Genomic DNA, 22,601 nt, shown 5'->3' on the forward strand with positions numbered 1-22,601 from the left:
GGACAGGGCGCAGGCGCGCGAGAACGCGCAGCCGGCCCTGGAGAGCCACCTGCGCTGGGACGCCGCCAAGGCCGAGGCGACCTTGCGGCGGGGCCTAGCGCGCGGCCTGATCAAGCGTGAGGGCCAGGGCGGGATGCTCTACCTCACCGAGGCGGGGCGGGCGCTGGCGCGAGAGGTGCTCGAGCCCTGGACCGCCACGCGCTGATGTTCACCGGAATGCTAGACTGGGCTCGAGCAGGCCGAAGAGAACCACGCCGTGGCCCTCCGGACCCAGCTGCGCTGGAGCCCGCTGCAAGCCGAAGCGGTCTTGCGGGGGAGCCTCAGGCGCGGCCTCATTTTGAGGCGCCTCAAGGGGACTTGCTGAGGCTGACCGATGAGGGCAGGAAGATGGCAAGAGAACTGCTGGAGCCTTAAGGCGCGCTTAACGGCAACACCGATTTTCTTCCCTACAGTCATTATACTCCGCGCGGCTAGAGATAAGACTTTCCGAAAGCTACATTATGCTTAAAAGGAGTCAGAAGCAAGAATCCAGAATTCAGGAGAAAAGCAAAGCAGAACGCTCCTATTCTGGCTCTTTATGCCCTCTTGTGCCCCTGAGGGTATTATGCTCCTTGGCTGCGGACCCCAAGGACGCGTCCTTGGCGCGCCAAGGATACAGAGGGTACTGACTCCTGACTACTCACCCTTCAAAAGTGTCATCCTTGACCACGCGGAGTATAGAAGAAAACTTGAGCTACATGCGCGAGTTGTTTGTTCTGGAGATGCGACTACGCAAAGCACTTTCCGTCGTTTACTTGGCCGCCTACCGCGATGATTATTATGATCTGCTGCGTGAGGAAAATGTTACCGTTGCCGACAAGGAAAAACCAGATGAAAGGACAATTGCGCAACCGTTACGAAAATGAGTTTTTCCACCTGCTGTTTAGTCAGTACATCAACCTAAATCAGCGTAAACCCGTAACCAAAATGGATGATTTGCTGGCACTTGTACGCAAGACCGATAGTTTTGAGTCGCTGAGAAGTGAGCTAGAGCGCGTGCCGGTTCTTAATGAAGCTGACCAAGACTTTCTGGCTTCATTACAGGAGCGCCTGGACGCAGTTGAAAAACTGCGTAATTGCGTGTCTCACAATCGTACACCACCTGATCGGGTAGCGCAAAACTATAGGAAAGTTAAGGAAGACTTCGGGGAGAGGCTCGAGCAGTTCCTCGAAACCTTCGAGGCAGGCGCATAGCCTTCTTAACCCTTAGCTGCTTATGCCGACATGCGCTTGGGTTTGCGGAAGGTAATGTTCTCCCACTCGCCTCAGGCCGCTTTCGACTCAACTTGCAACCTCACCTGCATCCCAGCTCGAGCCAGCATGCTGACGAGCCTGTCAATGCTAAAATGGCTGATGTCACCGTTCATCAAGTTGCTGATTCGGAGCTGCGTCTCGTCAAAAAATTCGGCTGCTTGTGCTTGTGTCCAACCACGCTCCTCTATGTACTTACGCACATTTAGCATCAAATCTGCACGAATCTTAAGGCCCTCCGCCTCTTCAACGTCAAATCCCAAATCCTTATAGACGTTTTCGTCACCTCGCGTGACCGACATAATTGGCTACCTCCCCTGCTCCTGACGGTACTGTAGCATATCCTGATAACGGCTCCGCCCGGCTTCAATGTCTTTCCTCGAGGTTTGCGCTGTCTTTTTGTGAAAAGCGTGCAGCACATAAACCGCCTCTTCAAACTTGGCGACGTAAAAGACGCGGTAGGCACCTTCAACACGAATGCGAATTTCCTGAACGCCTTGACCGACAGAGATCATCGGTTTGAAATCCAAAGGCATCTCGCCACGCTGCAAAGCCCTGAGTTGAACACCTGCCTTACGCCGCGCCTCTTCTGGAAAACTACGAATATCTTCTCGAGAAGTACCTACCCAGAAAATGGGCCTATCGGTCACGGGTTACTTCTTTCAGCCTTTCATTATCGGCGCGGGCACGCGCTTGGGCTTGCGGAAGGCAATGTTCTCCCACTCGCCCTCCTCGAGCACCTCGAGCCCAGCGTTGCGCGCCCTGAAGTAGGCGACGATGTCCTGCACCAGGTCGTCGGGGGTCGAGGCCGCCGAGGTCACGCCGACGGCATACACATTCTCCAGCCACGCCTCCTGAATGTCGCCCGCGCTCTCGATGCGTTTGGCGTTGCCACAGAGGTCGCCGGCGAGTTCCAAAAGCCGCATGCCGTTCGATGAGTAGTCGCTCGTCACCACTAAAAACAGCTCGACATGGGGGGCGATGCCTTTGACGGCGTCCTGGCGGTTCTTGGTGGCGTAGCAAAGGTCGTCACTAGGCGGCACGAGCAAGCTTGGAAAGCGCTCCCTTAAAATCTCGATGGTCCTCATGGTATCGTCCACCGAGAGGGTCGTCTGGGTGAGCACCACCACCTTGTCCGGGTCGGGGACGGTGACGGTGCGGGGGTCCTCTAACGCCGGGTCGTGTTTGCGGTTACCTACCACGCTCACCACCGTGGTCTGCTGGGGTGCTTCGCCCCTGGTGCCGATAACCTCCTGGTGCGCCGTCGAGTCGCCGATAAGCAGGATGTGATAGCCCGCGCGAGCGTACTTTTTGGCCTCGCTGTGGACTTTGGTGACGAGCGGGCAGGTGGCGTCGATGGTGGCAAGGCCTAAAGAGGCCGCCTCCTCGCGCACCGCCGGGCTGACGCCGTGCGCCGAAAAGACCACGGTATCCGTTAATTTGCGGTTCTTGCTCGCCGCCTCGAGTTCCGACAACCTTTCCACGAAATGCACGCCGTGGTCCTTCTCGAGCCTGTCCACCACGGTGTTGTTGTGAACAATGGCGTGATAGACCGCCAAGCCCTCTTGCGCCTCGGCGGCTTCCTTGACGGCCTCAATCGCCATCACCACGCCCGCGCAAAAGCCGCGCGGTTTTGCGAGCAAGAGCCTCTCTACCATGCCCTCACTATAAGGGCTGGCACCGTGAGCGCCACAGCGCCAGCTTGCAAAGGCTCGAGGGGAAAGCCGTGACCTACTCGTTTCTCACCGCCACCCACTCCTCCTCGCCCTCGATGACCACCGGCACCGACGGCGCCTGAGGGCGGAACTCGTCCGCCTCCTTGCGCGCCTTGATGGTGGGGAGGGCGCCGGCGCAGATCCAGCCCTGGGCGAGCGCGTGCTTCGCGGCCGCCAGGGTGTCGTTGGCGAGGATCAGCTTGCTGCCCGCCTTCTTGACCTGGTAGGCCAGGGCCCGCACGTCGGCCGAGCGGGCCGAGACGCCGCTCACGTTGCGGATGTAGACCGCCAGAATGCGGCCGGGGTACTCGCTCACGATGTCGCGGTAGATCTCGGGGTCCTCCTGGCCCGAGTCGCCGATGAGGATGAAGGGCAGGTCGGGAAAGGTGTCCATGATCTGGCGGATGGTGGCGCGCTTGAAGGGGCCGTGCTCCTTGGGGATCAGGCTGCTCTCGGCCGAGTCGCGCCAGTTGCGGAGCATGAGAGGGCCGATGGGGATATCCTCGACCTCGAAGAAGTCGAGGAGCAGGTCGTAGAGGTTCCAGGGCGAGCTCGACACGTAGAAGAGCGGGTTGAAGCCCGTGCCCTCGCAGCCCTCCTGCAAGGCCCGGTAGAAGGCCGCCACCCCCCTAAAGGGCAGGCGCGTGCGGGCGTTGCCGAAGAGCACCGTGGTGACGACCCGGAACCACTTGGTGGCGCCGGTCTGCACCACGGTGTCGTCGATGTCGCTGATGACGCCGAACTGCGCGCTCTGCGGCGGCACCAGCACGGGCGCCTTCACGCCTTGGGCCATACCCCGCAGCCTGACCTCGACCTCGAGCCAGGGACCCGCGCCGGCGAGCGGCCGGGGGGGCTCGAGCCAGAGGCTGTAGTAGCCCTTGGCGTCGGTACTGACGCTGGTGGTGTGGCCGTCGAAGGCGACCTCGAGCGCGGCCTCCGGCACCTCGTCGGAGATAAAGCGCTTGTAGGTGTTGACCAGGTTGCGCCAGCGCGAGTCGCCCGGACTGGCCTGGGAGATGCCCTTGTCCTCCAGGACGCGGCCCTTGACGAAGACCTTCTCGAGCGAGCCGTAGCCGAGGTAGGGCACGATCTCCAGCGACCGGGTGATGCCGTAGCGCCGCCGCCGGTAGCGCCGCAGGGTGTCGAAGTGCCCTTCCGCCTTTAAGAAAAGGCGGGTGAAGCGGCTCTTCTCGTCGCTCACGCGCGGCCTCCGGTAGGACACAGCATCAGGATAGCGGCGAGGAGCATCACGATGAGGCGATTATAGTCTATGGTTATAGTCTATGGTCGCAAAGTCTACAGTCGAGGCCGCGGCGGCTTTCACCCTGCCCACTCCTCGAACACGATCCTCCGGGCGGGCGCGCATTACAAGCGGTTGACCCGCGCGCGCCGAAGTGATACACTCCGTAACGCTTGGGCGATTAGCTCAGTCGGTTAGAGCGCGTCGCTGATAACGACGAGGTCAGTGGTTCAAATCCACTATCGCCCACCACTCAAACACGACACAACCGTCAAGCGCAAAACCGGACTCGCCGCTTATGTTCCTGTTTGTGCTCTACCTGAACCGCACGGTGGCGCGCGGCGCCAAGGTCAGCTCGAGCAGGGCGGTCTCGTCGCCGCGCTGTACGCTCAAGGTGATGGTGTCACCAACACGGTAGCTGCGAATCGCCGCCTCGACCTCGACGAAGTTTTGGGTGCGCGTGCCGTCAATAGCGACGATGACGTCGTAAAGCGTGCGCTCTCCGACCTCCTGGCCGAAGACGTTGTACTGCGTCACCTCGCGGGGCGGCAGCAGACCGGCCTCCTCACCGGGGCTGCCCGAGACGACGTCCCCGACGATGGCACCGGCCAGAGGTCCGAGCGGCCGTTCCCTCGAGAGGCGCGGATCGTAGTCGCCTATCGACACGAAACCCACCACAGGCACGTCGCGCTGCACCCCGGCCTGGAGTTCTTGAAAGATTTCGCTCGAGCGCAGAATCGGCACGGCGTAGGAGGCGAAGTCCCTCGCGCCGCCGGGCGGCAGCGGCGCGACCGGCATGTCGGGCATCTCCTGCGGGAGGTTGTCGCCGGGACGAAAGGAAATATAGGAGACCACGCCGATGGCCTCGCCCGCCTCGTTGATCACCGGGCCGCCCGAGTCGCCGGGCGCGAGCGCGTTGGTCAGCTCGAGCGCGCCCGAAACGAAGGACGCCCGCGATGGGTCCACCCGGAGCTGGGTGATCGTCCCCGAGCGCGGCTGCAAAAAGTCGCCGCGGCTGTTGCCGATGGCGACCACCATCTCGCCGACCGAAGGCTCGTCGTCGGTGAGCGGCAAGAAGGGCACGGGCCCGCGGGCGGAGGCTTGCAGCAGCGCCAGATCTAGAGCGGCGTCGAAGCCGATGAGCTCGAGGCGGTAGCGGCTCTCGTCGGCGGTGACCGCGGAGAGGAAGTTCTGCCCGTCGATGACGTGGTAAGCCGTCAGCAGCAGGCCACCCTCCGACACGAAGAAGCCCGTGCCGATGCCCTGCGGCCGTCGCCGAAAGCGCTCGTCACGGCCCTCGATCCTCACCGTGGCGGGCCTGGCCGTCTCGTAGATCTCCGCGAGCATGCCCTCCGGCAAGACCACGCTAGGCAAGCTCGGAGGCGAGAACGGCGTGCGCTGGGCGACGGTGGGGGTTGCCGTCAGGCCCCAGTAGAGCGCGTAGAGAAGAAAGGCCAAGAGCAGCACGATGCGGTAGCGAAGAACAGGACTTGCCATAATGTAAGAAGTCTAGGGCTTGGGACTCGGTTTGGCCGTACCCGGTGCTACCCTTCTACCCGCTCCTGCCCTAGCCGTCTGCCCGGTCATACCCGAGGTAGAAGGGCAGCCGGCGGGCGGGTATAGTGCAGCCTATGACCACTCTCACCACCACGCCCGCAAAGGCCGACAACCGCGGCGAGCGAGACTACCACGCGAAAATAACGGCCATCGCCGAGACCCTGAAGGGCTGGTCCGGTGCCATCGTCATCATCGGCCACGTAGACCCCGACGGCGACGCGCTCGGCAGCTCGCTGGCCCTAAAGCGCGCCCTGGACAGCCTGGGCAAGGAGACGACGCTGCCCATGACGCCGCCGCGCTTTCTCGAGTTTCTCGTCGAGGAGGGCGAGCTGTCACCGCCGCTGGAAAGCCTGCCCGAGGGAACCCTGCTGGCCGTGCTCGACTCGGCCGAGAAGGGCCGGGCCGAGGGTGCGCCGGTAGACGAGGCCGCCTTTGTCGTCAACGTGGACCACCACGGGACCAACGACCGCTACGGCGACCTCGCCTGCGTCGAGCCGGGCCGCGCCGCCACCGCGCAGATGGTCAAGGACATCATCGACGCGATGGGCGTGCCTTGGACCGCCGCCATCGCCACGCCCTGCCTGACCGGCATCCTCACCGACACCGGCAACTTCCGCTTCACCAACACCACGCCCGGCGTCTTGCGCGACGCCGGCGAGCTGATCGCTTGCGGCGTGGACTACGCGGCGCTCACCGACCGCCTGCAGTGGCGCCACCCGGACTACTTCCGGATGATGGCCAAGGTGCTCACCACCCTCGAGTTCCCCCTGGGCGGCCGCGTCGCCCTGGCCCTGCTCAGCCAGGAGATGATCCGCAGCATCGGCCCCAGCGATGACGACTCGGACGACTACGTGGGCCTGATCCGCTACGCCGAGGGCACCGAGCTGGCGATCTTTCTAAAAGAAAAGGAGGATCACACCAAGATCTCGGTGCGGAGCCGCGGCAAGGCCTCGGCACAAGCCGTGTGCGTGAAGCTCGGCGGCGGCGGTCACGTGGCGGCGGCGGGCGCCAAAGTCTATGAAAGCCTGGGCAGGACACGCGAGCTCGTGCTCGAGGCCGCCGCGGAGGAGCTCGACCGCTCGAGCCCACGCTAGACCCGGCGCGCTACATCCGGCCGTAGCTGTTCTCTAAGATAACGGCTCGCTCAGCCAAGGCTCCCAGCGGGCCGATTCCCATGTCGTAGCCTTTAGCTTCAAGCCAGGGCAAGACGCGCTCGGTCGGCAGGTTGCCCACCAGCGCGTCGGCGGCGAAGGGACAGCCGCCGATCCCGCCCAGGGCACCCTCGAGCCAGGTCAGACCGTGAGCCAAGGCGACCTCGAGCCCCTCCTGCCAGGCGTCCGGCCGGGCGTGCAGGTGCAGGCCCAGGCGCTCGGGCGCGTCCGTCGCCGCCAAGACGGCCCGCAAGCGCTCGGGTGTCGCCGTGCCCACCGTGTCCGCCAGGGCGATGCGGGTGACGCCCAAGGCGCGCAGCCTTGCGACCGCCCCAGCCGCGTCTTCTGGCTGCCAGGGCTCGCCGTAGGGGTTGCCGAAGGCCATCGACAAGTAGACGACGAAGCCGAGCCCACCCGCCGCCGCCCGCCCCGACATCCTCCGGGCGAGCGGCCAAGAGTCGGCCAGACTGCGGTTGGTGTTGCGCCGCTGAAAGCTGTCGTTGACGGACAGCGGGTAACCGACGCTGGAGACCTGGGGCACCGCGAGCGCCCGCTCGAGGCCGCGCTCGTTGGCGACGATGCAGAGGAAATCGGCGTCCTCGGGACGCTCCAGGCCGCGCAGCACCCCCTCGGTGTCGGCGAGTTGCGGCACGGCCCTGGGCGAGACGAAAGAGCCGAGGTCGAGGTGGCGGAAGCCCGCGTCCAGGAGGGCCCGCAGGTAGGCGCGCTTGCTCTCGGTGGGAATCACCCTCGCGAAGCCCTGCCAGGAGTCGCGGGGGCACTCGACGTAGCGGCTGGCCTTGGTCTCGTTCGGCATGCCCCAGTATAGCCGGCATCACGCCCTGGAGGCGCCGCGCACCTTATCCCTTGGAACCTTTAACCCTAGAATCCTTATCCCTAGAATCCTTAGACCGTATACTTAGGCCGTGTTGAAGGCCCTCGAGCTCAAGGATTTTGCCATCGTGGACGCGCTCAGAGTCGAGTTCTCGCCGGGGCTCAACGTGCTCACCGGCGAAACGGGCGCGGGCAAGTCGATCCTGATCGACGCCCTGGCGCTGCTGATCGGCGGGCGCGCCGACCTCGGCATGGTCCGCGCGGGCGCCCAAGGCGCGCTCATCCAGGGCTTCTTTTCCAGCGGCGAGCTCGAGTCGGCGACGCGGCGCCTGCAGGCGAGCGGCCGCTCCTCGGCGCGGCTCGACGGCGAGGTCGTCACCGTGAGCGAGCTCGCCGAGCGCGGCGGCAGCCTCGTCGCCATCCACGGCCAGCACGCCTCACAGACCCTTTTGGAAGCGGCCGAGCAGCGCCGCCTCCTCGACCGGGTCCTGGACAAGGGCACGCAGGCGACCCTGGCGCGCTACCGCGAGGGCTATGGGCGCTACCGCGGCTTGCAGGAGGAGGTGGGGCGCCTCAAGGACGCTTGGCGCGAGCGCGCCCGGCGCCTCGACATGCTCGACTTCCAGATCGCCGAAATCGACGCTGCCCAGTTGCGCGCCGGCGAGGAAGAGGAGCTCAGGGGCGAGCTCCAGACCCTGCGCCACGCCGAGCGCATCGTCAGCGGCGCGGGGGCGGCCGTCACCCTCCTCTGTGAGGGCGAGGCCAGCGCGGAGGCCAGCGCGGTGGCCAGCGCGGTGGACAAGGTCGCTCAGGCGCAGCGGCAACTCGAGCTCGCCGGCCGCTACAACGCGCACCTGAACACCCTGGCGGCGGAGCTGCAAGAGGCGATAACGGGCCTGCAGGCGATCGCCGGCGAGGTCGCCGACTTTCTGGCGGATTTCGAGGCCGACCCCCACCGCTTGGAGACGCTCGAGGCCCGCCAGGCACTGCTGGAAAGGCTCAAGCTCAAGTACGGCGAGAGCATAGCGGCGGTGCTGGCCTTTCGCCAGGTGGCGGGCGACGAGCGAGGCGAGCTAACCGGCACCGAGGAGCGGGTGGGGGAGTTAGAGGCTGAACTCGCCGCGCTCGAGGAGAGGCTCAGCGCCGAGGCCGCCGCCCTGAGCGCGGCCCGGGGCCGCGCCGCGGATAGGGTCGGCAAACAGGTCACCGAGGAGATCCGCGGCCTGGGCATGCCCAACGCCCGTTTCGAGGTGGTGCTGAGCCCGCTGGGCGCCTTGGGCCCGCACGGCAAGGACCGCGTCACCTTTCTCTTCTCCGCCAATCTGGGCGAGCCGCCCGCGCCGCTCGCGGCGGTGGCCTCGGGTGGCGAGCTGTCGAGGGTGATGCTGGGGCTCAACGTGGTGACGGGCTCGGACGTGGCGACGCTCGCCTTTGACGAGGTGGACGCTGGTCTAGGCGGTGGGATGGGCCGCGCCGTCGGCGCGACCCTAAAGGCGCTCGCTCGTGACCGCCAGATCCTGGTGGTCACCCACCTGCCGCAGGTCGCGGCCTTCGCCGACTGTCAGTTTCTCGTCACCAAGCTCGAGCAGGACGGCCGCACCGTCACCCGCGTCGAGCGGCTCGAGCGGGAGCGGCGCGAGGAGGAGCTGGCCCGCATGCTCTCCGGCGCCGTCACCGAGACGGCGCGCGCGCACGCGCGAGAGCTCTTGGAGGACGCTAGGAAGGTGAAAGTCTAGCCAGCGCGCTCAGAAAGCGCTCCAAGTCGTCTTCGCTGGTGTAGTGCAGGGCGCTCGCCCGCACCGCGCCGCCCCGTTCCGCCAGACCCAGGCGGTGCATCATCAGCTCATAGGCGTAGTAGTGGCCGCTGGCGACGGCGACGTTCTCTGCCGCCAAAGCCTCCGCCACCTCGCGCGGCGCGCGGCCCGGCAGGTTGAACGACAAGGTGGCGGTGCGGCCCTCCGTCCCCGGAAGGCCGTAGAGCTCGGCGCCCAGCTCGCGCAGCCCCCCCAGCATCCTCTCGGCAAGACCGCGCTCGTGCTCGGCAAAGGCAGCAAAAACCTTCGCCCAGAGCGCGCGGCCCTCGCCGCCCAGACCCATCTCCCGGCCCGCCTCGTTCAGGTAGTCGAAGACCGCGCCAAAGGCCGCGATGGCCTCGTGGTTTTGGGTGCCGGGTTCCCAGGCGACAGGCTCGCCGTCCGGCAAAAAGGCCAGGCGCGGCGCGGGTAGGCGGCTGAGGACCGCCTCGCTCAGATAGAGCACCCCCAGGTGCGGGCCGAAGACCTTGTAGGGACTGAACATCAGCATGTCCGCGCCCAGCTCCTGCACATCGGGCAGGTGATGCGGGGCGTAGTGGACGGCGTCCACCATCACCAGGCCGCCCGCCGCATGCACCCTCTCCCCCGCGCCGCGCACCTCCGTGAGCGTCCCGAGCGCGTTGGAGGCGGCGGTCATGGCGAGAATCCTGGTCCTGGGCGAGAGCAGGGGCTCCAAGTCGGCGAGCTCGAGCCTCGCCTCGTCACCCCGGGTGGGCCAGGTCTTGACCACGACGCCGCGTGAAGCGAGTCGCCGCCAGGGGTCTACGTTGGCGTGGTGGTCGAGCTCGCTGACGATGACCTCGTCACCCGGCCTCAAGACGGCCCCCCAGGCAGCCGCGAGCAGTTCGCAGAGGGTGGTGCTGTTGGGCCCGAAGACGACGCTGTCGGGCGAGGCCGCGCCGATAAACCGTGCGACCCTCTCCCGCACCGCTTCCTTGAGTACGGTTATCTCCCGCGACTCGCGAAAAGCGCCGCCCTTGTTGGCGTTGCGGTAGGTGAGCGTCTCGGTGAAGGCCGCCATCACCTGCTGGGGCACCTGCGCCCCGGCGGCGTTGTCGAGAAAGACGGTAGCGTGGGCGAGGGCAGGGTACTGCGCACGAATCCAAGTGATGGGGTAGCTCATGCCCTCAGTCTAACGCCCCGTCACGGCGCTCTTCACAAGGCGCCTCCCGCTCGGCTAGACTGTGACCATGAGTTGGGACGCCGAAGGTCTCGAACAAGGCGATATCTGCCCCGAGTGCGGCAGCGCCGACACCGTCACCTATGAGTTTAGCGAGGGCTACAGCGAGCTCGAGTGCCGCTGCTGTGGCTATGCTACCGAACAGAGTGACATCGCCGCGCTCACCCGCTATCGCGGTGACCTTCTAGAGGGAGGCGCGCTGCCTCCGGTGCCCGTCAAAAAGCTCAAGGCCTAAAGCACGCCGCCCGCGCGAAAAGCCGCGATAAAGCTCCAGCTTTCGCGTCAGAGACGCACTTTCTCTTTTGGCCAGGGATTTGACAGGGTTCGGGACTCACCATATACTGGCTAACAATGTTTCCTACCCAATACCGGCTAACCCACTACCGGCTGACAAGGTGTCCTGCCGAGTCAGGGATTTGAGCATCCTGTTCCGTAACCGTCCGCCCGTTGGAGGCCGTCATGGCGAAGGGAGTGTGCGTTGATGGATGTCAAGGTCGTACTTAGCTCGGAGGAGATCATGCGGGGTCTCAAGCACTACCGGCGCATCGCCAAGCAAGACGTCTTGCGCGCGGCCGAGACGAGTCATCCCGAGGCCTTTAAGCGGCACGCCGAGGCGCGCCGCGACATCTACGCGGCGCTTACCACCATCGCCGAGAGCCAGGGGCCCGGCGAGGTGGTCCGCGAAGCCCTCGAGCGCTACCGCGAACTCCCCTTCGTGACAGGCACGGCCGAGGACCAGCACGCCGAGGTCAAGGGCCAGGAGAACGCCCTCGAGAACTTTTTCCTGATGATCGGCCTAGACCCCAAGGTGCGGCGCGAGGTGCGCAACCAGCGGCCGACGCTCGCCCAGGGAGCGTTCAAAACCCGCTAGGTCCCGTACTGAACGGCGCTGTAAGAGATGCGTGAGCATCACTGCGACGACTGTGTCTCAGAGTATGCGCTTGCGCGCACTGTTCAAGGAAGGCAATGCAGTCCTTGATGAGGCACCGGGTATTCGTCAAGCGCTGTGCGAATGCCGAGCAACAAGCGCCTCACCCAACTGGGTGAGGCGCTGCTTCTGTTTCTTCCGTTTCCTCCACCCCTTCGTCAGTCTCGCCTCACTCGTCGGTCACCTCGAGCTCGACTTCCATGCCCTCTTCGGCATGATCGCCTACCGGACAGTAGACCCGGTAGCTGCCAGGCTGCAACTCGACCGTGAGCGTCGCCGACTCGCCGGGCTCGAGGGTCTCCGCGAGCGCTTCCTCGAGGCCCTCGCCCTCGATTTCGAAGCCATGCTCCATGCTGCCGTCGTTGGTGATCTCGAAGGTGACGCGACCGGCGGAAACAGTGGACGGCATCTCGATGGCGCCGTCGACAAGCGAGACCTGCACTGTCTCCTCAATCTCTTCGTCTACCTCTTCGTCTTCCTCTACCTCTTCGTCGGCTTCTTCGTCATCCGGTTCGGTCGGTGGGGCGGGCTCCACCGGCGCGGCGGGCGGAGCGGCGGCGGGATCCGCGGGCGGGACGGCAGCAGGGGCGGTGGCAGGATCGGTGACAGGGTCGGCGGGCTCGAGCGGAGCGACACGCGGCGCATCCGAAACCACCACGGCCTCGTGCGGAAGCTCCACGACCGGCGTGCCGATGACAAAAATGGTGTTGACCATGCCCGTCCCGATTTCCTCATCGGAGAGATCGATCAGCACGGCCCGCGAGGCGGTAGGGTGGACTTCGAGGTCGGCGACCATGGTCGCGTTCTGATAGCCGCTGGCATTGCCGAAGGAGAGACGGTCGATGATCACTTCGAGCTCGGTTGCGGAAACGAGATCCAAGTCGCCCAAACCGGGAGCCGCGTGGACAAGCCGAAGCCTGGCTTCATTGGCCGCAAAGGCGCCGTCGAGGTCGTCGTTGAAGAGCGCCAAGTGCAGACCCAGCGCGTCGCGGTCTCGGGCCCTTTCACCCGTGAAGAGGCCGCTCAGCCAGTCGAAAAAGCCGCCCCCCTCCGCCTCTTCATCATCGATGCCGGCCAAGACGAGGCCGAGGATCGCTAGCGTGTGGTAGTTATCGGCGCCTAGGTTGATGGCTTCCGTGATGGTGACGCTGTCCTCGTCGTCGGCGGCGGTAAGGCTGACGGTGTAGCCTCCCGAGGGAAGCTCGAGGTAATCCGAGACCTCTCCGTAGTCGAGATCCTCGAGTTCCTCCAGGCTTGGCGCGGCCGTCTCGTCGTCCCTGCTCAGGCTGATGCTCACCTCTCGCGCGTTTGGGGAAAGGTGCGCAACGCGAAGCATGGCCATCGCCGGGGGCGCGTCAAAGGGATCGGCGGGTGCCGCCATGGGGTCGGCGGGAGCCGGTGGGGCGGCGGCGAGCGCCGGTGGCAGAAAGAGGACCAGGACCAGTAGTGAGAGCGGAAGGAACAAGCGGCTTGACCGGTTCATAACTTCCTCCTATCCTAAAAGGCCATTCACTGTGATTTTAGAGGGGAAACCTCTAGGCGAATGCTAGTCCAGTCTACACTGTTGCCGGCAGAAAGTCCTCGGGCAGGTGCCCTCAAGCGCAGCAGGCGCCAATACTAGGCGCCAATACAATGTATACCGGTACAATGGTGGTTTTGCCCGCAAAAGAGGCGTAAGCGGTGGGCGAGCGCTATGGGATGATCACGCGCAAAGACGAACATGGCAGGCTAAGCCCCGAGCCTTTTGAAGCGTGTGAGCGGGCAGCGTCGTAAGCCAAGGCGCTGCCCGCCGGTCAGGGCTATAATCGTGGCTGTGCCGAACCTTGATCCTATACCCAGCTCTACGCTAGAGCCAGGCTTAGACCCAGCGACCGGAGGAAAAGATGGACTTACCAGCGCTTGAGCGCGAGGCCAGCACCTGCACGCGCTGCCCTCTGCACGAGACGCGCACGCACATCGTCTTTGGCGAGGGCGACGAGGACGCCCAGCTGATGATCGTCGGCGAGGGGCCGGGCGAGGAGGAGGATCTGACCGGCCGCCCCTTCGTCGGCCGCTCCGGACGACTCCTCGACAAGGTGCTCGAGTCCGGCGGCATCGCTCGCAACGATGTCTATATCGCCAACATGGTCAAGTCGCGCCCACCGGGCAACCGCAATCCCAAGCCCGAGGAGATCGCCGCCTGCGAGCCCTGGCTCATCGGCCAGATTCAGCTTATCCGCCCGCAGATCATCGTCACCTTGGGCAACGTGCCCACCCAGCACTTCGTCAAGACCAAAGACGGCATCACCAAGACGCGCGGCAAGTGGTTCGAGTGGCACGGCATCAGGGTCTTTCCGATGTTTCACCCCTCCTACTTGCTCCGCAACTCGAGCCGCGACAAGGGCAGCCCCAAGTGGCTGATGTGGCAAGACGTCAAGGAGCTCAAGGCGGCGCTCGACGCCCTCGGCGAGAAGCCGGCCCGGGTGCTCATCGACAATGCCGTTCAGGAGGGACTCTTTTAGAGTATGCCCAATCCCCACTTCGTCGGCCTCGTCCAGTCCGTCCTCGCCTCAGCCGAAGCCGTGCTCGGCGAGACCTATAGCCCCATGACCCGCCACCTCGCCAGGGACGGTCTGCTGGCGCGGCGCACCGCGGAAAAGAGCCTGGAGTTGCTCGAGATGCTGCTCGAGAAGACCCGCGGCAACCTGGACGAAACCGAGCGCGACCTGCTCACCAAGGCCGTCGGCAAGCTGCGCCGGGAGCTGGCGCCCCTGGCCGAGCCGGGCCCATCCAACTAGCGCCCTCGTCCCGCGAGCAGCCTGTGCTCAGGTCGAAATGAACGGTGAGGTCAGGGGCCAATCTGCGCCGGCTTTTCTTGACCTTTGCGGCCTTTTCCGCTACGCTTAGGGACGGCCTGTTTGGAGGCCTCAAAGGGTGTGAATGTTTCAAGGTTTAGGTGACAAACTTCAATCGGTCTTCGATGGCTTAAAGGGCCGCGGGCGTTTGAGCGAGGCTGACGTCAAGGCGGCGCTCCGCGAGGTGCGCATCGCCCTGCTGGAAGCCGACGTCAATTTGGAGGTCGCCCGCGACTTCACCAAGCGGGTTCAGGAGAGGGCGGTCGGCTCCGAAGTGCTGATGTCCTTGAATCCCGACCAGCGCGTCATCGCCATCGTCAAGGACGAGCTCGCCCTAGTGCTGGGCGGCAAAGCAGCGCAACCGTCGCTGAGGAGCGACGGCAACTTGTGGTTCATGATGGGCCTGCAGGGCGCCGGCAAAACGACCACGGCGGGCAAGCTGGCCTACAAGTACAAGAGCCAGGGCAGAAGGCCGCTCCTGGTCGCCGCCGACACCCAGCGTCCCGCCGCGCGCGACCAGCTCCGCGTCCTGGGCAAGGGGATCGGCGTGCCCGTCTTGGAAGTCGAGGACGGCGAGTCCGCAAGGCGCACCAAGGAGCGCCTGGACAGCTATCTGCGTCAGGACTACCGCGACCTGGTCATCGTGGACACCGCCGGCAGGTTGCAGATCGACGAGGTCCTGATGGACCAGCTCGCCGAGCTCAAGGACGCGCTCCATCCGAGCGAGGCCATGCTGGTCGTCGACGCCATGACCGGCCAGCAGACCCTGACGGTAGCGCGCAGCTTCGACGAGCGCATCGGCGTTTCAGGACTCATCATGACCAAGATGGACGGTGACGCCAGGGGCGGCGCGGCCCTGTCGGCCAAGCACGTCACCGGCAAGCCCATCTACTTCGCCGGCGTCAGCGAGAAGATCGACGGCTTGGAGTCATTCCACCCCGATAGAATTGCCGGGCGCATCCTCGGCATGGGCGACGTGCTCACCCTTATCGAAAAGGCCAAGACGCTCGAAGGCGAGGTAGACGAGCCCGGAAGCCTCAAGGACTTCAACCTCCAAGACATGCTCACCCAGATGAAGCAGCTCAAGAAGATGGGCTCCTTTACCGACCTCATCAAGATGATTCCCGGCGTCAACAAGATGATCCCGGCGGGCACCAGCGTCGACGAGGGCGAGATCGCCCGGGTCGAGGCGATCATCTCGAGCATGACCGAGGCCGAACGCCGCAAGCCCAGGCTGCTAAACGCCTCGAGGCGCCAGCGCATCGCCCGCGGCTCGGGCACCACCGTGCAAGACGTCAACCGCTTGATGAAAAACTACGAGCAGATGAAAAAACTCATGAAGAAGATGGCTGGCCGCGGCGGCTTTAACCCTGCTATGTTCGGCAAATAAACCTCGGCAAATAAACTCAAGTCTCAGTTCCTCAGGAGGACAAGAAATGGTCAAGATTCGTCTCATGCGCATGGGCGCCAAAAAGAACCCTCACTACCGCGTGGTCGTCGTGGACGCGCGGCAAAAGCGCTCCTCGGACTACCTCGAGTCGCTCGGCTACTACGACCCCCGCAAGACCACCGCGACGCCTTTGAAGATCAACGTCGAGCGCGCCCAGTACTGGCTTGGCAGCGGCGCCCAGCCCACCAGCACCACCGTCAGGCTCTTGGAGCAGGCCGGCGTCAAGGTCGGCAAGGTGCTCGCCAAGCGCCGTCCCACCGTCGCCAAGACCAGCGAGGCCCACGCCTAGCCGGTCTCTGAGCGGACTCAGGGCATATCAGGGTATACTGCGCTCATGTCCACCGAACTCGTCTCCTTCATCGCCCAAAACCTCGTCGCCGAGCCCGCGCAGCTGCGGGTCGAGGCGCGGCAGGAGGAGGGCTTGACCCTTATCGAGATTCGCTGCGCGCCCGGCGACGCCGGCCGGATCATCGGCCGGGGCGGCCGGGTGATCAATAGCATCCGCACCCTGGCGCGCGCCGCCGCCGACGGCCAGAGCAAGATAGACGTCAACCTGGTAGAGAATTGAAGATTGAAAATCAAAAACAGGCTTTTCAATTTTTGATCTTCAATTTTTGATTTCAACGATGCCTGTGAACGACCAAACCACCCCGACCCCAGAGGGTTACGTGCTCTTGGGGCGCTTCGGCAAGACCTTTCAGCTCGAGGGAGGGCTTCGTTTTCGCCCGCTCGGCGACGCCGAGGAGGCGGCACTGGAGAGGCTGGAGTCGGTCTTCGTGGCCGGTCTCGGGGAACGGAGGGTCAAGAGGCTGCGCCTGGTCTCGGGACGGCCCGTCCTCTATCTGGCGGGCGTCACCAGCGTCGAGACGGCCAAGGGCCTGGTCAACAGCGAGGTGTTCGCGCCCAAGGGAGCCCTGCCCGAGCCCGAGGAGGGCGAGTTCTATTTGGACGACCTCATCGGCCTGCCCGTCACCGTGGACGGCAAGCCCTTCGGCGCGGTGGCGGAGGTGTTCGAGGCGGGCGCGCAGGACGTGCTGGTGCTCGAGCACGACGAGCGCGAGTTCCTGGTCCCTCTGCAAGCACCCTACGTCGAGGTCGAGGACGACCGCGTCGTCATCACCGACCCGCCGGAAGGGCTTTTGGAGCCTTAACTCGTCTCGGAAACGGTCTTGGTCCACTGCGCGCCGCACTTGGCACAACGGTAGACGAGGCGGTAATCCACAATCACTGCCGTGTAACCGCCTCCCTGACCCCCAGCACCGTGGTCGCCTTGCCGCATGCCCAGCGGTTCTTTTGAAACCACGCCACACCTGCGGCTTCCGCACTCCGGGCATTGCCCGGGAGGACACGCCAACCAGCGACCAGCAGCCTGTCTCGCAAAAAACGCCGGATGCGCTCCTGCACGGTGCGGTCGAGCGCCTTGAACTCTTTGGCCGCTGCCGCGTCGAACTCGATGCGCCAGCTCAACCCTCGAGCCCGAGCTCACGCTCGAGCGCTTCCAGCGAAACCCGCGGCCCCTGCTTCTCGAGCCGTGCCAGGGCAAGCAGATAGTCCTCGCGTTCGGCAAGATACTCCGTGAGCGCTTCACGGACATAGTAACTTTTGGAGCGCCCGGTTTGGCGCGCCAGTTCCTCGAGCTTCTCTTCGGTTTCCTTGTCGAGCCTCACACCAATCATCCCGACCTCCAGCTTGATGTTAAACATGTTGAACGTTCAGCACAAGGGGCCGACGGAAGCAGGACTCACGCTGTCTACCTTGAAGCCTGCGCTTACCGGCCTCCGTCGCCCTGACCCGCCCGCTCAGGCTTCTTCCGCGAACAATCCCGCCACCTTGCGCTCGAGCGCCCTCAGCTTCTCCAGATTGTTCTGCCCCACGTCAAGCACGTGGACCTTCAAGCTGCCCCCCAAAAGCTCCGCGCCGGCCGTGCCCGGCAGGAGGCTCACCGTCCACACGAAAAAGGCCTGGGCCGCCTCGCCCTTCAGGCCAAGAGGCACCTCGATAAAGCCGGGCGCGAGCGGCAAGGCCGGGCTCAGGGCGCGCCGCGCCACGTCGAGGCCGCCCAGGAGCGACTGCCACAGGAAGTAGGGGACGAAGCGCACGAGGCCGAGGGGTCGCAGCCGAAAGCTCCCCGGCGGCAGCAGCAGCAGGCTCGAGGCGGTAGCGAGGAGGGCGAAGAGCAAGACGAGCGGCCAGTCCGTAAGGACACCCTCGCTCAAGACCCACCAGAGAAAGGTGAAGCCCACCAGGCGCAAGGGCGCGACGCGCAGATGACGCCTGCTCACCGGCCGACCTCGAGCAGCCCGCTGAGCGTGCCCTGGGGAAGGAGGCCGAAGAGGGCGGCGAGCAGGGCCAGCAGGAGCGGCGCCCAGGTCATCGGCCAGGGGACGCGCCGAAAGTTCGCCCCCTCCCCCGCCCTCTCCAGCAGCGGCCGCAGGGCCAGGGCCAGGTAGACCGCCGCCAGCAGCGCGCCCAGGCGGAGCGCCGCCTCCCACCACCACTGACCGCTGGCGTGGACGGCCGCGAGGAACAGTTCTTTGGAATGGTAGCCCGCGCTCGGCGGCAGACCGAGGAGGGTAAAGCCCGCCAGGGCGAAGGTCAGCGTCGCCAGCGGCAAGCGCCGGGCGGCGCCGCCGATGTCCTCGAGCTCGTCGCTGCCGCAAGCGTGGATGACGGCCCCGGCGACCATGAACATGGCGGCCTTGGCGAGCGCGTGGGCTAGAGCGTGATGGAGGCCCGCCGAGAATGCCCCTAGCGGAAAGAGCAGGAAGAGGTAACCGAGCTGCGCCACCGTCGAATAGGCGACGAGCAGCTTGAGCCGCGTTTGGCGGATAGCCTGAAAGGAGCCCCAGAGGATGGCCGTAGCGCCCAGGGCGCCCAGGACTTGCGCGGCCGCCGGGTTGAGGACGCCAGCAAAGACATCGAGCCAGAGCCGCAAGATGAGGTAGAACGACACCTTGACGACCAGGGCCGAGAGCAGCGCGCTCACCGGCGCCGGGGCGCTGGCGTGGGCGGGCGGCAGCCAGAAGTGAAAGGGCCAGAGCGCCGTCTTGACCATGAGGCCCGCGGTCATGAGGGCGAGCGCCAGCCAAGACACCGCGCCGGGCGCGAGCAAGGGTGCCAGGCCGGTGAGATGGAGCGTCCCAAAGGCCGCGTAGACGAGCGACACCCCGAAGAGGTAGAAGAGCGAGCCGGCCAGGGCGGCGAGCAGGTAGCGCATCCCCGCCGTCAGGGAGACCTCCTTGCCGGAGAGGATGACCAGCCCCACCGCCGCGAGGGTGACGAGCTCGAGCGTGACGTAGAGGTTGAAGAGGTCGGCCGACAAGTAGAGCGCGTTCATCGCCGCCCAGAGCATGAGCCAGAGCGGCCAGAAGCTGTCCTCCTCGAGCCAGGACTCGCTTGGCCTGTGCGGAAAGTAGCCGAGCGCGTAGAGGCTCACCGCGACCCCGACCACGGCGCTGACGAGCAGCATGAAGACGGCGACGCCGTCGGCGTAGAGCTCGATGCCCAGCGGCGCGGGCCAGCCGCCCAGCGCGTAGCCCTGCGGCCCCTCCCGCGCCACCTGCCCCGCCAGGACCAGGACCGAGAAGAGCGTGCCGAGCGCGCTCAGGACGGCGACAGGCTGCGCCGCGCGCCGGCCCAGCCCAAAGACGACGAGCCCGCCCGTCAGGGGCAGGAGGAAACTCAAGGCCATCATGGCCGGCTCACCCGCTCGCCTCTTTCACCCGCTCCTCTTTCACCCGCTCCTCTTTCACCAGGTCCCCTCCTCGTCTTCGGGCAGGCGGGTGTGGCCGGTCAGAGCGTAGATGCGCCGCGCCAGGGCCAGGGCCAAGGCCGTCGCACTGAGGGCCACCACGATGCCCGTCAGGACCATGGCCTGCGGCACGGGGTCGGGGTCGCTGCTGGGGCCGCGGCGCGCCATGCTCACCAGAAAGAGGAAGACGGCGCTGCCCATCAGGTTGAGGGCGAGCACCTTGCGCAGCAGGTGGGGCGAGGCCAGGAGCGCGTAGAAGGCGAAGGAAAAGATGAGCACGCCGGCGAGGGCGTAGAGAAACGGCTGGTTCATGGTTTGCCGGCGTTCTCCTCGGGCTCCGGCAGCGGCCGCGCGGCCGTGACCAGAACCGTGACGGTGGCGGCGACCGACAGGGTGAGCAGCGTCTCGAGCACCATGATCGCCGCCTCCTCCCAGCCTCGTGGATAACTCAGTATGGGTGCGCCCGCCAGCGCCCGGCCAAAGGCCAGGAGCAAAAAGGCGGCAAAGCCCAGGAGCAGCCAAAGGTGCAAGGCGGGGCGGCTCAGGCGGTTGACGGTGGAAAAGCCCGCCAGCCGCAAGAGCACCCCGGCCGCGCCCAGGATCACCCCCGCCTGAAAGGCGCCGCCCGGCGCCAGCTTGCCGAGCCACAGCAGGTAGCCGCCCGCGACCGCCATCACCGGCGTCAGCAGGCGCACCGTCCAGGCCAGGACCAGGCTGGCGGGCGGCTCGTTTTCGACCCGGCGCAGGTCGCGCGCCCGCTGCAAGGCCAGGGCGGCCACCGCCGCCAGCAGGAGGACGCCGGCCTCGAGCCAGGTGTCGTAGAGGCGAAAGGTGAGCAAGACCGCCGTCACCGGGTGCTCGACCCCGCTCTCGCCCAAGTGCCGCATCACCTCGCCCCGCAGCCCCACGCTCTCGCGGGGCAGCTCGAGCACGGCGGCAACGAGGCCCAAGCCGACGAGCCCGCTCACGAGCACCGCCAAGCGCTGCCTTGCCCGCCTCGCGGCGCCCTGTCTAGAAACGTTCCGTCTCGCCCGCGGCGCCATGCGCCTCTCCTTCCCATTGCGAAGTCGTCTCGCTGCCCATCTGCCCGGCCGCATTCAAGAGCAAGACCCCGGTCAGGCCCGCGCCGATGGCCGCCTCCGCCAGGGCGATATCGGGCGCCTGCAAGCGCACCCAGGCGAGCGCCATCACCAGCCCGTGGGCGATGAAAAAGACTACCGCCGCGAAGAGGTCCTTGGCGCTCAGCGCCTGCCAGGCCAGCGTCAGCAGGGTGAGCACGATGAGGAGGTCAAACATTCCCGCCAAGAGCCCTTCAATCATGCCTCTCTCCCCGTTCTCCCCGTTCTCCCCCGTGCTCCCGCCCCGCTGCCCGCTCGCGGCTCAAGGTGCTGTGGGCGACGAGGTAGCAGGCGGTGGCGCCGCCCAGCAGCGAGAGCAGCCAGATGAGCATGAGTTTGAGCGCCAGCGCCGGCGAAGCGACCGGCAGGGCGAGGCCCAAGACGATGAGGCCGAGGCCCAGGTTGTCGGCTTTGGTGAGCGCATGCAGGCGGCTGTAGGCGTCTGGAAAGCGCAGGAGGCCGACCGTGCCCGCCAAGAAGAAGCCGGCGCCCGCGGCGACGAGCAGGGCGGCGAGCATGTCAAGGATCACGAGGTCTCCTCCTGCGGGACGTCGCGGTGCAGCCAGGCGTGCCTGACGAAGGCGGTGATGGCCAAGACCGCCAGGAGGGAAAAGACGAGCGCCACGTCCCGGAGCGGCGGGCTCGAAAACGCCTGGGCCAGGAGCAGCAAGATGGCGACGCCGGTGGTGCCGAAGAGTTGCGCCGCCACCATCCGGTCGGCCGCCGTAGGCCCGCGCAAGACCCGCCACAGGCCGACCATGATGTCGAGAAAGAGCAGCAGCGCGACGCCCAGATAAAAGGCCGTCATCAAGCGCCGGAGTGAGGGGGGCAAAAATTAGGGCTTGTCACGCACTCTCTCCAATCTCCATCCGCCGCGAGTCCAGCCTCACCGGCGGGCCCGGAGCTCGAGCTACCGAGCCCAATCTACCTTAGACTTAGACCAGCGTAGACTTAGACCAGCGTGAAATATACCGTCTTGACTCTCTTTCCCCAGCTGCTCGAGCCCTGGACCCACGAGGCCCTGCTGGGCCGCGCCGTCGCGGGGGGACGCGTCGAATTCGACCTGCGCGACCTGCGCGACTACGCCACCGACAAGCACCGCAGCGTGGACGACGCGCCCTACGGCGGCGGCGCGGGCATGGTCCTGCGCGTAGACGTGGTCGCCAGGGCGCTCACCAGCCTCCAGACCGATGACCCCGCCGACGAGGTCATCATGCTGACGCCCGCCGGCGAGCCCTTCACGCAAGCTCTGGCCGAGGAGTTGGCGCGAAAGCGGCACCTCCTCCTGCTCGCGGGGCGCTACGAGGGCTTCGACGCTCGAGTCGAGGGGCTGGTCACGCGCCAGCTGAGCCTCGGCGACTTCGTCCTGATGGGCGGCGAGATCGCCGCCTTGGCCGTCATCGAGGCCACCGCCCGGCTCCTGCCCGGCGTCCTGGGCGACGCCGACAGCCACGCCCAGGACTCCTTCAGCAGCGGTCTCTTGGACTATCCCGAGTACACCCGGCCCGCCCTCTTCGAGGGCCAGGGGGTGCCCGAGGTCTTAAAAAGCGGCCACCACGCGCGCGTCGCGCGCTGGCGGCGCGAACAGGCCCTCAGGCGCACCAAAGCGCGCCGCCCGGACCTCTTGGCAGGGCTCGAGCTGAGCGAGGCGGACCGGGCCTTTCTGGCGTCGCTCGAGGCGGACGACTCGGCCTAGCGTCCCGCGCTTCTGCTCTCCCAAAGCCCGCGTCCATGGCAAG

Annotated in this window: 31 protein-coding genes and 1 tRNA gene; 15 read left to right on the top strand and 17 right to left on the bottom strand. The window is 65.8% G+C overall.

The features are described 5' to 3' along the window. The 3 genes from M3498_09305 to M3498_09315 form a co-directional block, all read left to right on the top strand. Positions 1–205: hypothetical protein (locus M3498_09305; protein MDQ3459477.1), on the top strand; the 205-nt coding region annotated here is incomplete at its 5' end. A gap of 523 nt (positions 206–728) precedes the next feature. After that, positions 729–905, top strand: a complete 177-nt coding sequence (locus M3498_09310; protein ID MDQ3459478.1) for a hypothetical protein — start codon at positions 729–731, stop codon at positions 903–905. Beyond that, positions 871–1,233 (top strand): hypothetical protein, encoded by a 363-nt coding sequence (locus tag M3498_09315; protein ID MDQ3459479.1) that lies wholly within the window; start codon positions 871–873, stop codon positions 1,231–1,233. Before M3498_09310 ends, M3498_09315 begins: the two co-directional genes overlap by 35 nt. A gap of 71 nt (positions 1,234–1,304) precedes the next feature. Here M3498_09315 and M3498_09320 read toward each other — a convergent pair whose 3' ends face one another. From M3498_09320 to M3498_09335, 4 genes are all read right to left on the bottom strand, one after another. After that, positions 1,305–1,592, bottom strand: coding sequence for a helix-turn-helix domain-containing protein (locus M3498_09320; protein MDQ3459480.1), 288 nt, complete (start codon positions 1,590–1,592; stop codon positions 1,305–1,307). Between the two features lie 6 nt (positions 1,593–1,598). Continuing rightward, positions 1,599–1,940, bottom strand: coding sequence for a type II toxin-antitoxin system RelE/ParE family toxin (locus tag M3498_09325; GenBank protein ID MDQ3459481.1), 342 nt, complete (start codon positions 1,938–1,940; stop codon positions 1,599–1,601). A gap of 12 nt (positions 1,941–1,952) precedes the next feature. After that, a complete protein-coding gene (gene ispH / locus M3498_09330) occupies positions 1,953–2,948 on the bottom strand; it encodes a 4-hydroxy-3-methylbut-2-enyl diphosphate reductase (GenBank protein ID MDQ3459482.1) in 996 nt (331 codons plus the stop codon). A 73-nt stretch (positions 2,949–3,021) separates the two neighbouring features. After that, the gene (locus tag M3498_09335; protein ID MDQ3459483.1) at positions 3,022–4,227 is read right to left on the bottom strand and encodes a DUF2183 domain-containing protein; all 1,206 of its coding nucleotides are present in this window, start codon (positions 4,225–4,227) and stop codon (positions 3,022–3,024) included. A 193-nt stretch (positions 4,228–4,420) separates the two neighbouring features. On the opposite strand from M3498_09335, the gene M3498_09340 reads away from it, so the two are divergent. Continuing rightward, positions 4,421–4,497 (top strand) — tRNA-Ile (locus tag M3498_09340). A gap of 63 nt (positions 4,498–4,560) precedes the next feature. On the opposite strand, the gene M3498_09345 is transcribed toward M3498_09340, so the two are convergent. Beyond that, positions 4,561–5,742 carry a S1C family serine protease gene (locus tag M3498_09345; GenBank protein MDQ3459484.1) on the bottom strand — a complete coding sequence of 394 codons (1,182 nt, stop codon included), beginning with the start codon at positions 5,740–5,742 and terminating at the stop codon, positions 4,561–4,563. A gap of 134 nt (positions 5,743–5,876) precedes the next feature. Here M3498_09345 and M3498_09350 point away from each other — a divergent pair, with 134 nt between their 5' ends. After that, on the top strand, positions 5,877–6,896 hold the full coding sequence (locus tag M3498_09350; GenBank protein ID MDQ3459485.1) for a bifunctional oligoribonuclease/PAP phosphatase NrnA: 1,020 nt from the start codon (positions 5,877–5,879) through the stop codon (positions 6,894–6,896). A gap of 10 nt (positions 6,897–6,906) precedes the next feature. On the opposite strand, the gene M3498_09355 is transcribed toward M3498_09350, so the two are convergent. Further along, the gene (locus M3498_09355; protein MDQ3459486.1) at positions 6,907–7,770 is read right to left on the bottom strand and encodes a hydroxymethylglutaryl-CoA lyase; all 864 of its coding nucleotides are present in this window, start codon (positions 7,768–7,770) and stop codon (positions 6,907–6,909) included. A gap of 109 nt (positions 7,771–7,879) precedes the next feature. Between M3498_09355 and recN the strand changes: the two genes are divergently transcribed. Further along, positions 7,880–9,523, top strand: a complete 1,644-nt coding sequence (recN, locus tag M3498_09360) for a DNA repair protein RecN (GenBank protein ID MDQ3459487.1) — start codon at positions 7,880–7,882, stop codon at positions 9,521–9,523. On the opposite strand, the gene M3498_09365 is transcribed toward recN, so the two are convergent. Next, complete coding sequence (locus tag M3498_09365) at positions 9,504–10,724, bottom strand: cysteine desulfurase-like protein (GenBank protein MDQ3459488.1); 1,221 nt, start codon at positions 10,722–10,724, stop codon at positions 9,504–9,506. The two genes, recN and M3498_09365, sit on opposite strands and share 20 nt — an antisense overlap. Before the next feature lie 67 nt (positions 10,725–10,791). Here M3498_09365 and M3498_09370 point away from each other — a divergent pair, with 67 nt between their 5' ends. Beyond that, positions 10,792–11,016, top strand: coding sequence for a hypothetical protein (locus M3498_09370; GenBank protein ID MDQ3459489.1), 225 nt, complete (start codon positions 10,792–10,794; stop codon positions 11,014–11,016). 246 nt (positions 11,017–11,262) lie between these two features. Beyond that, complete coding sequence (locus tag M3498_09375; protein MDQ3459490.1) at positions 11,263–11,652, top strand: hypothetical protein; 390 nt, start codon at positions 11,263–11,265, stop codon at positions 11,650–11,652. Between the two features lie 226 nt (positions 11,653–11,878). On the opposite strand, the gene M3498_09380 is transcribed toward M3498_09375, so the two are convergent. After that, positions 11,879–13,192, bottom strand: coding sequence for a DUF4397 domain-containing protein (locus M3498_09380; GenBank protein ID MDQ3459491.1), 1,314 nt, complete (start codon positions 13,190–13,192; stop codon positions 11,879–11,881). A 400-nt stretch (positions 13,193–13,592) separates the two neighbouring features. On the opposite strand from M3498_09380, the gene M3498_09385 reads away from it, so the two are divergent. The 6 genes from M3498_09385 (at position 13,593) to rimM (ending at position 17,144) form a co-directional block, all read left to right on the top strand. Further along, the gene (locus M3498_09385; protein ID MDQ3459492.1) at positions 13,593–14,210 is read left to right on the top strand and encodes a uracil-DNA glycosylase; all 618 of its coding nucleotides are present in this window, start codon (positions 13,593–13,595) and stop codon (positions 14,208–14,210) included. Between the two features lie 3 nt (positions 14,211–14,213). After that, complete coding sequence (locus tag M3498_09390; protein MDQ3459493.1) at positions 14,214–14,486, top strand: DUF1844 domain-containing protein; 273 nt, start codon at positions 14,214–14,216, stop codon at positions 14,484–14,486. Between the two features lie 142 nt (positions 14,487–14,628). Further along, a complete protein-coding gene (ffh, locus tag M3498_09395) occupies positions 14,629–15,933 on the top strand; it encodes a signal recognition particle protein (protein MDQ3459494.1) in 1,305 nt (434 codons plus the stop codon). A gap of 46 nt (positions 15,934–15,979) precedes the next feature. Further along, positions 15,980–16,282: a 30S ribosomal protein S16 gene (rpsP, locus tag M3498_09400; GenBank protein ID MDQ3459495.1), complete on the top strand. Its 303-nt coding sequence runs from the start codon at positions 15,980–15,982 to the stop codon at positions 16,280–16,282. A gap of 45 nt (positions 16,283–16,327) precedes the next feature. Continuing rightward, the gene (locus M3498_09405) at positions 16,328–16,561 is read left to right on the top strand and encodes a KH domain-containing protein (protein MDQ3459496.1); all 234 of its coding nucleotides are present in this window, start codon (positions 16,328–16,330) and stop codon (positions 16,559–16,561) included. Positions 16,562–16,625: 64 nt separating this feature from the next. Beyond that, positions 16,626–17,144, top strand: coding sequence for a ribosome maturation factor RimM (gene rimM / locus M3498_09410; GenBank protein MDQ3459497.1), 519 nt, complete (start codon positions 16,626–16,628; stop codon positions 17,142–17,144). 73 nt (positions 17,145–17,217) lie between these two features. Here the strand turns inward: rimM and M3498_09415 are convergent, their stop codons facing one another. The 9 genes from M3498_09415 to M3498_09455 all read right to left on the bottom strand — a co-directional run bounded on the left by M3498_09415 (position 17,218) and on the right by M3498_09455 (position 21,670). Next, the gene (locus M3498_09415; protein ID MDQ3459498.1) at positions 17,218–17,460 is read right to left on the bottom strand and encodes a hypothetical protein; all 243 of its coding nucleotides are present in this window, start codon (positions 17,458–17,460) and stop codon (positions 17,218–17,220) included. After that, the gene (locus M3498_09420; GenBank protein MDQ3459499.1) at positions 17,457–17,696 is read right to left on the bottom strand and encodes a ribbon-helix-helix domain-containing protein; all 240 of its coding nucleotides are present in this window, start codon (positions 17,694–17,696) and stop codon (positions 17,457–17,459) included. The genes M3498_09415 and M3498_09420 overlap by 4 nt, the downstream gene beginning before the upstream one ends. A gap of 96 nt (positions 17,697–17,792) precedes the next feature. After that, the gene (locus M3498_09425) at positions 17,793–18,275 is read right to left on the bottom strand and encodes a Na+/H+ antiporter subunit E (protein MDQ3459500.1); all 483 of its coding nucleotides are present in this window, start codon (positions 18,273–18,275) and stop codon (positions 17,793–17,795) included. Next, entirely contained in the window at positions 18,272–19,687 is a 1,416-nt protein-coding gene (locus M3498_09430; protein MDQ3459501.1) for an oxidoreductase, read from the bottom strand. Before M3498_09430 ends, M3498_09425 begins: the two co-directional genes overlap by 4 nt. A gap of 54 nt (positions 19,688–19,741) precedes the next feature. Then, entirely contained in the window at positions 19,742–20,056 is a 315-nt protein-coding gene (locus tag M3498_09435; protein MDQ3459502.1) for an NADH-quinone oxidoreductase subunit K, read from the bottom strand. Further along, the gene (locus M3498_09440; protein MDQ3459503.1) at positions 20,053–20,718 is read right to left on the bottom strand and encodes a sodium:proton antiporter; all 666 of its coding nucleotides are present in this window, start codon (positions 20,716–20,718) and stop codon (positions 20,053–20,055) included. Before M3498_09440 ends, M3498_09435 begins: the two co-directional genes overlap by 4 nt. Positions 20,719–20,755: 37 nt before the next feature. Then, entirely contained in the window at positions 20,756–21,064 is a 309-nt protein-coding gene (locus M3498_09445) for a DUF4040 domain-containing protein (protein MDQ3459504.1), read from the bottom strand. After that, a complete protein-coding gene (locus M3498_09450; protein ID MDQ3459505.1) occupies positions 21,057–21,392 on the bottom strand; it encodes a monovalent cation/H(+) antiporter subunit G in 336 nt (111 codons plus the stop codon). The genes M3498_09445 and M3498_09450 overlap by 8 nt, the downstream gene beginning before the upstream one ends. After that, complete coding sequence (locus M3498_09455; protein MDQ3459506.1) at positions 21,389–21,670, bottom strand: monovalent cation/H+ antiporter complex subunit F; 282 nt, start codon at positions 21,668–21,670, stop codon at positions 21,389–21,391. Before M3498_09455 ends, M3498_09450 begins: the two co-directional genes overlap by 4 nt. 153 nt (positions 21,671–21,823) lie before the next feature. On the opposite strand from M3498_09455, the gene trmD reads away from it, so the two are divergent. Beyond that, positions 21,824–22,558: a tRNA (guanosine(37)-N1)-methyltransferase TrmD gene (trmD, locus tag M3498_09460; protein MDQ3459507.1), complete on the top strand. Its 735-nt coding sequence runs from the start codon at positions 21,824–21,826 to the stop codon at positions 22,556–22,558. Positions 22,559–22,601 lie beyond the last annotated feature (43 nt).

The organism is Deinococcota bacterium, from assembly GCA_030858465.1.
In the GTDB taxonomy this organism is placed as follows: Bacteria; Deinococcota; Deinococci; order Deinococcales; family Trueperaceae; genus JALZLY01.

Coding starts and splice junctions, on each gene's coding strand:
- M3498_09370 (MDQ3459489.1), top strand. CDS start 10,792: ATGAGTTGGGACGCCGAAGGTCTCGAACAAGGCGATATCTGCCCCGAG.
- rpsP (MDQ3459495.1), top strand. CDS start 15,980: ATGGTCAAGATTCGTCTCATGCGCATGGGCGCCAAAAAGAACCCTCAC.
- M3498_09380 (MDQ3459491.1), bottom strand. CDS start 13,192: ATGAACCGGTCAAGCCGCTTGTTCCTTCCGCTCTCACTACTGGTCCTG.
- M3498_09350 (MDQ3459485.1), top strand. CDS start 5,877: ATGACCACTCTCACCACCACGCCCGCAAAGGCCGACAACCGCGGCGAG.
- M3498_09385 (MDQ3459492.1), top strand. CDS start 13,593: ATGGACTTACCAGCGCTTGAGCGCGAGGCCAGCACCTGCACGCGCTGC.
- M3498_09445 (MDQ3459504.1), bottom strand. CDS start 21,064: ATGATTGAAGGGCTCTTGGCGGGAATGTTTGACCTCCTCATCGTGCTC.
- M3498_09430 (MDQ3459501.1), bottom strand. CDS start 19,687: ATGATGGCCTTGAGTTTCCTCCTGCCCCTGACGGGCGGGCTCGTCGTC.
- M3498_09345 (MDQ3459484.1), bottom strand. CDS start 5,742: ATGGCAAGTCCTGTTCTTCGCTACCGCATCGTGCTGCTCTTGGCCTTT.
- M3498_09420 (MDQ3459499.1), bottom strand. CDS start 17,696: ATGTTTAACATCAAGCTGGAGGTCGGGATGATTGGTGTGAGGCTCGAC.
- M3498_09315 (MDQ3459479.1), top strand. CDS start 871: ATGAAAGGACAATTGCGCAACCGTTACGAAAATGAGTTTTTCCACCTG.
- M3498_09455 (MDQ3459506.1), bottom strand. CDS start 21,670: ATGACGGCCTTTTATCTGGGCGTCGCGCTGCTGCTCTTTCTCGACATC.
- M3498_09355 (MDQ3459486.1), bottom strand. CDS start 7,770: ATGCCGAACGAGACCAAGGCCAGCCGCTACGTCGAGTGCCCCCGCGAC.
- M3498_09405 (MDQ3459496.1), top strand. CDS start 16,328: ATGTCCACCGAACTCGTCTCCTTCATCGCCCAAAACCTCGTCGCCGAG.
- M3498_09320 (MDQ3459480.1), bottom strand. CDS start 1,592: ATGTCGGTCACGCGAGGTGACGAAAACGTCTATAAGGATTTGGGATTT.
- M3498_09375 (MDQ3459490.1), top strand. CDS start 11,263: ATGGATGTCAAGGTCGTACTTAGCTCGGAGGAGATCATGCGGGGTCTC.
- M3498_09435 (MDQ3459502.1), bottom strand. CDS start 20,056: ATGAACCAGCCGTTTCTCTACGCCCTCGCCGGCGTGCTCATCTTTTCC.
- ffh (MDQ3459494.1), top strand. CDS start 14,629: ATGTTTCAAGGTTTAGGTGACAAACTTCAATCGGTCTTCGATGGCTTA.
- ispH (MDQ3459482.1), bottom strand. CDS start 2,948: ATGGTAGAGAGGCTCTTGCTCGCAAAACCGCGCGGCTTTTGCGCGGGC.
- M3498_09365 (MDQ3459488.1), bottom strand. CDS start 10,724: ATGAGCTACCCCATCACTTGGATTCGTGCGCAGTACCCTGCCCTCGCC.
- M3498_09390 (MDQ3459493.1), top strand. CDS start 14,214: ATGCCCAATCCCCACTTCGTCGGCCTCGTCCAGTCCGTCCTCGCCTCA.